Origin of the sequence: Enterobacter sp. 50588862, assembly GCF_001462935.1 — a bacterium.
GTDB lineage: Bacteria > Pseudomonadota > Gammaproteobacteria > Enterobacterales > Enterobacteriaceae > Enterobacter > Enterobacter bugandensis.
In genome coordinates, this window is sequence record NZ_LNHM01000018.1 from 229640 (window position 1) to 237073 (window position 7434).

The window sequence follows — 7434 nt, forward strand, 5'->3', positions numbered from 1 at the left end:
TGGCGAGGAGATTTATCATGTCACGCATTGCACTCATCAATATTGATACTCAGCAGTCCTTCCATCATCGCCCTTACTGGCAGGAGGGCGACATTCCTGCCTTTCAGCAGGCGATGCTGGGGCTGATTGAAGGCTGCCAGGCGCGCGGTATTCCAGTCGTTGATATTTTTCATGTGGATGAAGACGGCCCCTTCACGCTGCAAAGCGGCTATGTCAAACCGATGGCCTTTTTGCGTCATCAGCCGGATGTGGTTTTCCAGAAACACGTCCATAATGCCTTCACGGATACCGGGCTTGACCGCTGGCTGCGCGAGCGTGATATCAACCAGCTGATTATCTGCGGCATTCGCACGGAACAATGCTGTGAAACCACCGCTCGGGTAGCATCCGATCTGGGTTATGCTGTGACGTTTGTGAGCGAGGCAACGCTGACGTTTCCCATGATGTACAAGGGCATTACCCTGAGCGCAGCGGAAATTCGCCACCGTACCGAGACGGTACTGGCCGGGCGTTTTGCCGACATTAAAACGGTAGCGGAGACGCTGGAGTCACTGTAATGCGCATCGACGTCTGGTTCGTGATGTTACCCGGGGTACTGGCACTGGATATGTCAGGCCCGGCGGAGACCTTTGTGCTGGCTGGCGACGCGTTTCGTCTGCATTACATTGGGCCGCAACCGGACGTGCCGACGTCGATAGGCCTGACGATGGGCGGCATCCAGCCGTTGCCGGAAAGTCTGCCTCCAGGGAGTCTGCTGGTCCTGCCGGGGGTGAGCGACTCCCGCGCTCAGTTCTCAACGCCGCAGGCGCAGCAGATCCAGCACTGGCTAATGCGCCTGCAGCCGGTCATTCAGCGCCGGGATATCACGGTGATGTGCGTCTGTTCTGGTGCGCTGCTGGCGGCGAAATCGGGCCTGCTGAATAACAAACAGTGCACAACCCACCATGACGTTATCAGCCGTTTACGCACTGTGGCTCCCACGGCGACGATTAAAGAAAACCGCATTTTTGTGCAGGACGAGAATATCTGGACCAGCGCGGGGATCACGTCGGGCATCGATCTGGCGCTGCATATGATTAACCGCCTGTGCGGTCCCGAAAAGGCGCTGGCAGTGGCGCGCGAGATGGTGGTCTGGTTCCGCCGTTCCGGTGACGATCCCCAGCTCTCCCCGTGGCTGCGCTACCGCAATCATCTTCATCCGGCGATCCATCGGGCGCAGGATGCGCTCACCGCCGAGCCGCAAAAAACGTGGAGCTTGCCTGATATCGCCGCACTGGCGCACGTCAGCCCGCGCCATCTCACCCGGCTTTTCCAGACGCATTTAGGGATTAGCGTCCGCGATTATCTGGAGCAGCTGCGTCTGGCGGTGGCGGAGCAGTGGTTGATGCAGGGGCGCGGCGTGGAACAGGCCTCGCTGGCGGCAGGCTTCTCCTCCCCGCGCCAGTACCACCGCGCCCGGCAGCGCAGCGTTAGCTGACGAAGCGGCGCGTGTCGATTTTTTGCAGCAGCATCGACAGCAGCAGGCTGATAACCAGCGTAGCGGCAAAAATCCAGACGATATCCAGCACCGGCCAGCTTTTGAGCTCAACGCCCCTTGTTCGCAGGGCGTGGATCACCAGCGCGTGAAAACCGTAAATTCCCAGCGAGTGCCGCGAGATAAAGCCCAGCACGGGAAGGGGACGCGCGTTCAGGGTGTTTTTAACGAGCGTGAGCAGCGATACGGCACAGATAAAGACCATCGGCCCGCAATACAGATACCAGGTATCGGCAAAATTGCCGCGCCACTGAAGCTCATGTAGCGTCCCGCGTGAAATCACCGCCACGCCGGCGATAAACAGCGCTCCGCAGAGCCAGTTCAGACCGCGCTTTTGCGTATCCATCATCCCGATGGCGCGCCCCAGCATGCCGTAAAGCACGTAGTAGAAGGTGTCGCCGTTGATATAGAGATTTACCGGCAACCATTCGAAACCGTCGATTTTCTGCGAAACCGTGTTCGGGTTGGCGACGATGCCAATCACCACCATCAGGGCCAGAAGCATTTTCCCGCTGACGTTTTTCACCTGAATGAGCGGAGAGACCAGATAGATAACGATGATGGCGAAGAAGAACCACAGGTGGTAGAAAACCGGTTTTTGCAGCAAAAATTTGAGGGATAACCCGGCGTTAATGGAGGTAAACAGGGTGATATAGAGCAGGGCAACGGCGCTGTAGAACCCCAGACAGGCCGCGATGCGGATGAAGTGCCTCGGCTGCGCGCTACGCTCGCCAAAAAAGAGAAAGCCGGAAATCATAAAAAACAGCGGCACGCTGACGCGCGACGCGGAGTTGAGGATATTGGCAATATCCCAGTTAACGGGGCTGATGCTGTGGGCATTCGTGACATACCAGGTCGTCGTGTGGATCATGACCACCATCAGACACGCTATTCCGCGCAGGTTATCAATCCAGTTAATTTTTGACGGCATCAGTTCCTCTTATTCCCTGTAAAGTGAGTGGGACTCCCATTGTCCAAAAGTCTTCGTTTGGAAAATTCTGAGTTTTATGCACAGGCTTGCCGGGAGACCGCGAGATTCGCAGAATGGCAGACCTTAATCTATAAAAGTGTTGATACTAAAAATAACAGCCGCTGACCAGGACGGTAATAAAAATGATGATGAAGCGTGTGGCATCACTCTTTCTGCTATTCATGCTGGCAGGATGCAGTACGTCACAGGAAGTCCCCGTGCAAAAAGCGCAGCAGGGAAAAATAAGCCCGGAGCGTTCGCTGAATATGGAAGCGCTCTGTAAAGAGCGGGCCGCTCGGCGCTATAACTCGGACGTTCAGAAAATTAACGTCATCGGATTCGAGCGCTTTCAGGGCAGCTATGAGCTTAGAGGGTATACTGCGCGTAAAGAGGGCTTTGTCTGCTCGTTTGATGCGGACGGTCAGTTTTTACATCTCTCCATGCGCTAGCCTGCTCGCATAATCAACAACCAGACGCCGTCAGCGTTCTGGCCGGAAGGCTTATTTCCCAATTTTCCCTAAACAACCCCGTTTCGTACTGTATATCTTGCAGCCAGCGGGTATACTGGTCCCTTCCATTTAAAACCACACGTATCCAGCACGAAATACTATGCAAAAGTTTGATACCAAGACCTTCCAGGGCCTGATCCTGACCTTACAGGATTACTGGGCTCGTCAGGGCTGTACCATTGTTCAACCTTTGGACATGGAAGTCGGCGCCGGCACTTCACACCCGATGACCAGCCTGCGCGCGTTGGGCCCAGAGCCAATGGCGACCGCGTATGTGCAGCCTTCCCGTCGTCCGACCGATGGTCGTTACGGTGAAAACCCGAACCGTCTGCAGCATTACTATCAGTTCCAGGTGGTGATTAAGCCATCACCCGACAACATTCAGGAACTGTATCTCGGGTCGCTGAAAGAGCTGGGTATGGATCCAACCATCCACGACATCCGTTTCGTGGAAGACAACTGGGAAAACCCAACGCTGGGTGCCTGGGGTCTCGGTTGGGAAGTGTGGCTGAACGGCATGGAAGTGACCCAGTTCACCTACTTCCAGCAGGTCGGTGGTCTGGAATGTAAGCCGATCACCGGTGAAATCACCTACGGTCTGGAACGTCTGGCCATGTACATTCAGGGCGTAGACAGCGTTTACGACCTGGTCTGGAGCGACGGCCCGCTGGGTAAAACCACCTACGGCGACGTGTTCCATCAGAACGAAGTGGAGCAATCCACCTATAACTTCGAATACGCGGACGTGGACTTCCTGTTCACCTGCTTCGAGCAGTACGAGAAAGAGGCTCAGCAGCTGCTGGCGCTGGAAACTCCGCTGCCGCTGCCTGCTTACGAGCGTATTCTGAAGGCCGCCCACAGCTTCAACCTGCTGGACGCCCGCAAAGCGATCTCCGTAACTGAACGTCAGCGCTACATTCTGCGTATTCGTACCCTGACCAAAGCCGTTGCAGAAGCTTACTACGCGTCCCGTGAAGCCCTTGGCTTCCCGATGTGCAACCGAAACAAATAAGAGGCGGCCATGTCTGAGAAAACTTTCCTGGTGGAAATCGGCACCGAAGAGCTGCCACCAAAAGCCCTGCGCAGCCTGGCTGAATCTTTTGCTGCGAATGTGACCGCCGAGCTGGATAACGCTGGCCTGGCGCACGGTAAAATTGAGTGGTTTGCTGCACCGCGTCGTCTGGCGCTGAAAGTGGCAAATCTGGCGGCGTCTCAGCCGGATCGCGAAGTCGAAAAACGTGGCCCGGCGATTGCCCAGGCGTTTGACGCGGAAGGCAAGCCAAGCAAGGCTGCCGAAGGCTGGGCGCGCGGCTGCGGCATCACCGTCGATCAGGCCGAGCGTCTGACCACCGATAAAGGCGAATGGCTGCTGTATCGTGCCCACGTGAAAGGCGAAAGCGCGGAAGCGCTGCTGCCAAACATGATCGCCACTTCTCTGGCGAAGCTGCCGATTCCTAAGCTGATGCGCTGGGGCGCGTCTGACGTACACTTCGTGCGTCCGGTACACACCGTGACCCTGCTGCTGGGCGACACCGTTATTCCGGCGACCATTCTGGGCGTGGCGTCCGATCGCGTGATCCGCGGCCACCGCTTTATGGGCGAGCCAGAGTTCACCATCGACAATGCCGACCAGTATCCGCAGATCCTGCTGGAACGCGGTAAAGTGATTGCCGACTACGAACAGCGTAAAGCCAAAATTAAAGCGGACGCGGAAGAAGCGGCGCGTAAGATTGGCGGTAATGCCGACCTGAGCGACAGCCTGCTGGAAGAGGTCACTTCTCTGGTGGAATGGCCGGTTGTGCTGACCGCAAAATTCGAAGAGAAATTCCTGGCCGTTCCGGCAGAAGCGCTGGTTTATACCATGAAGGGTGACCAGAAGTACTTCCCGGTTTACGCCAACGACGGCAAGCTGCTGCCAAACTTCATCTTCGTGGCGAACATCGAATCGAAAGATCCGAGCCAGATTATCTCCGGTAACGAGAAAGTGGTGCGCCCGCGTCTGGCGGATGCCGAGTTCTTCTTCAATACCGACCGTAAAAAGCGTCTGGAAGATAACCTGCCGCGCTTGCAGACCGTACTGTTCCAGCAGCAGCTGGGTACGCTGCGCGACAAAACCGACCGTATCGCGGAGCTGTCCGGCTGGATCGCCCGTGAAATCGGTGCCGACGTGAACCATGCCACCCGTGCGGGCCTGCTCTCCAAATGCGACCTGATGACCAACATGGTGTTCGAATTCACCGACACCCAGGGCGTAATGGGCATGCACTACGCGCGTCACGATGGCGAAGCGGAAGACGTGGCCGTAGCTCTGAACGAGCAGTATCAGCCGCGCTTTGCGGGCGACGATCTGCCGTCCAACCCGGTTGCCTGCGCTGTAGCGATTGCCGATAAGATGGACACCCTGGCGGGTATCTTCGGCATCGGCCAGCATCCGAAAGGCGATAAAGACCCGTTTGCGCTGCGTCGTGCCGCGCTGGGCGTGCTGCGCATCATCGTTGAGAAGAACCTGAACCTTGATCTGCAGACCCTGACCGAAGAAGCGGTGCGTCTGTACGGCGACAAGCTGACCAACGCGAACGTTGTGGATGACGTGATCGACTTTATGCTCGGCCGTTTCCGCGCGTGGTATCAGGACGAAGGTTACACCGTCGACACCATTCAGGCGGTGCTGGCGCGTCGTCCAACCCGTCCGGCTGATTTCGATGCGCGTATGAAGGCGGTTTCCCACTTCCGTACGCTGGAAGCGGCATCTGCTCTGGCGGCGGCCAACAAGCGTGTATCCAACATCCTGGCGAAATCCGACGAGACGCTGAACGAGCGCGTAAACGCCGCGACGCTGAAAGAGCCGGAAGAGATCGCTCTGGCGATGCAGGTTGTGGTGCTGCGCGACAAGCTCGAGCCGTACTTCGCGGAAGGTCGTTACCAGGAAGCGCTGGTTGAGCTGGCGGAGCTGCGTGACGTGATCGACGCCTTCTTCGAGAAAGTGATGGTGAACGTAGAAGATAAAGAACTGCGTATTAACCGTCTCTCCATGCTCGAAAAACTGCGCGAGCTGTTCCTGCGCGTGGCGGATATTTCGCTGCTGCAGTAATGTGCCCGTTGTAACCAATGCTAAAAACCCGCTTCGGCGGGTTTTTTTATGGGTCTTTTGTAGACCGGATAAGCGCAGCGCCATCCGGCAGGTTTAGCCGATCGCGATTGTGCCTTCGTCTGTCTGCAGCCAGCGCCGTGCCTTCAGCGTATCAGCAAAGTAGCTGACCAGCTCGCACAGCAAATCTTCCATCACGATTTCAGATTGTCGCGGCAGTGAGCCGTTCATCAGCATCTGCGTAAGCTCCTGACAGTAGCGCCCAGCTGATCGCATTCGGGTTCGAAAGCCGGAACGCGTGACGGGAGTTCCTTCACGGTCAGGCTGGCTTTTAAAGCGTCCGGAACAGGTTCCAGAAGCGTGGGTTGCAGAAGATTCAGACAGGCATAAAGTCTGCCGTAAAGCGCCATTTTTGGGGCGGGTTCTTCGCAATCTACCAGTGCGTCGGTAAAACGTTCGCAGTTATCCGCCAGTTCGGTGAAGTCGGTGGCGTGGTTGAAGGGCAGGGTGAATTAAGAATGAGCTTGGGTTGGGGTAGTAGCCATATTGGCAGCCTCCGATAAGTGATAAAGCTTCCACCACCGGAAATGCTAACTTCGCTGGTGGTGGACTGAACAGAGTTAGCATTACCGGCCTTATCGGATACCGGCGCATCTTTCGATGCCCCTGCTCAGCCCACCATTGAGATGTAGCAAAGCATGCTGCACATAATGTGCCGCCGATAAGATAAGCCAGGATGCTAAACCCGGCACCTGATTTTGCAGGTGCAAAGAGAACTTACTGCTCATCAAAACAGGCGGCAAAAGATTTGAGCTATGCCACTGAGGATATTACCATTTCTGGAAAGAGACTCGCAAAATTACCGCAATGAAAAGCATACTGCGGGCAGAGGTCTTACAGCGACGCTATGGTCCGGCTGTAAATCGCTGAGGCGTTTGCCTTCCGGCCGGGGCGAGGCGCATGGATGCGCCGAGAGGGCGGGCTTTACAGGGATGTTACCTCCGCCCGTCCCCGATAAGCCGGAAGGAATAAGCCGAAGGTACCGCGTAGCGGCGATTTACCGCCGGGAGCCCGGGTAGCCAGGGTGGTGGCGACTGAGCCACCCTGGCACGTTCACGGGTATTGTCGTTACAGAGTAGCAAGGAACATAAAGTGAACGGAATGACCACCAGAGTCGTATGCTTCCCCTCACCCCAGCCCTCTCCCTTGTACAGTCCGGGGACATGGTAGACAGGTGTTCGGGGACATGGTGAACACTTTTTAACATCCTTTACCCATGGTGATCGACTTTTTCTTCAGGTCGATCACCCCCACTTTCGTGCTGTACCACCAC

Annotated in this window: 6 protein-coding genes and 2 pseudogenes; 5 read left to right on the forward strand and 3 right to left on the reverse strand. The window is 56.4% G+C overall.

The genetic code is table 11. From position 1 onward, the window contains the following. Nucleotides 1–17 precede the first annotated feature (17 nt). Together APT89_RS07785 and APT89_RS07790 are read left to right on the forward strand one after the other, a co-directional pair. The gene (locus tag APT89_RS07785) at nucleotides 18–557 is read left to right on the forward strand and encodes an isochorismatase family protein (RefSeq protein ID WP_060572017.1); all 540 of its coding nucleotides are present in this window, start codon (nucleotides 18–20) and stop codon (nucleotides 555–557) included. Beyond that, a complete protein-coding gene (locus APT89_RS07790; RefSeq protein WP_060572018.1) occupies nucleotides 557–1477 on the forward strand; it encodes a GlxA family transcriptional regulator in 921 nt (306 codons plus the stop codon). The genes APT89_RS07785 and APT89_RS07790 overlap by 1 nt, the downstream gene beginning before the upstream one ends. On the opposite strand, the gene APT89_RS07795 is transcribed toward APT89_RS07790, so the two are convergent. Beyond that, complete coding sequence (locus APT89_RS07795; protein ID WP_060572019.1) at nucleotides 1470–2465, reverse strand: acyltransferase; 996 nt, start codon at nucleotides 2463–2465, stop codon at nucleotides 1470–1472. The two genes, APT89_RS07790 and APT89_RS07795, sit on opposite strands and share 8 nt — an antisense overlap. A 182-nt stretch (nucleotides 2466–2647) precedes the next feature. Between APT89_RS07795 and APT89_RS07800 the strand changes: the two genes are divergently transcribed. The 3 genes from APT89_RS07800 to glyS all read left to right on the forward strand — a co-directional run bounded on the left by APT89_RS07800 (nucleotide 2648) and on the right by glyS (nucleotide 6104). Continuing rightward, nucleotides 2648–2953, forward strand: coding sequence for a YsaB family lipoprotein (locus APT89_RS07800; RefSeq protein ID WP_060572020.1), 306 nt, complete (start codon nucleotides 2648–2650; stop codon nucleotides 2951–2953). Nucleotides 2954–3113: 160 nt separating this feature from the next. Further along, on the forward strand, nucleotides 3114–4025 hold the full coding sequence (glyQ, locus tag APT89_RS07805) for a glycine--tRNA ligase subunit alpha (protein WP_003860141.1): 912 nt from the start codon (nucleotides 3114–3116) through the stop codon (nucleotides 4023–4025). 9 nt (nucleotides 4026–4034) lie between these two features. Further along, nucleotides 4035–6104, forward strand: coding sequence for a glycine--tRNA ligase subunit beta (glyS, locus tag APT89_RS07810; RefSeq protein ID WP_028015075.1), 2070 nt, complete (start codon nucleotides 4035–4037; stop codon nucleotides 6102–6104). Nucleotides 6105–6197: 93 nt separating this feature from the next. Here glyS and APT89_RS07815 read toward each other — a convergent pair. Beyond that, nucleotides 6198–6607: pseudogene (locus APT89_RS07815) on the reverse strand (hypothetical protein). Beyond that, nucleotides 6535–6714: pseudogene (locus APT89_RS24735) on the reverse strand (hypothetical protein); the annotation flags it as partial. The pseudogenes APT89_RS07815 and APT89_RS24735, both read right to left, overlap by 73 nt. Between the last annotated feature and the right edge of the window lie 720 nt (nucleotides 6715–7434).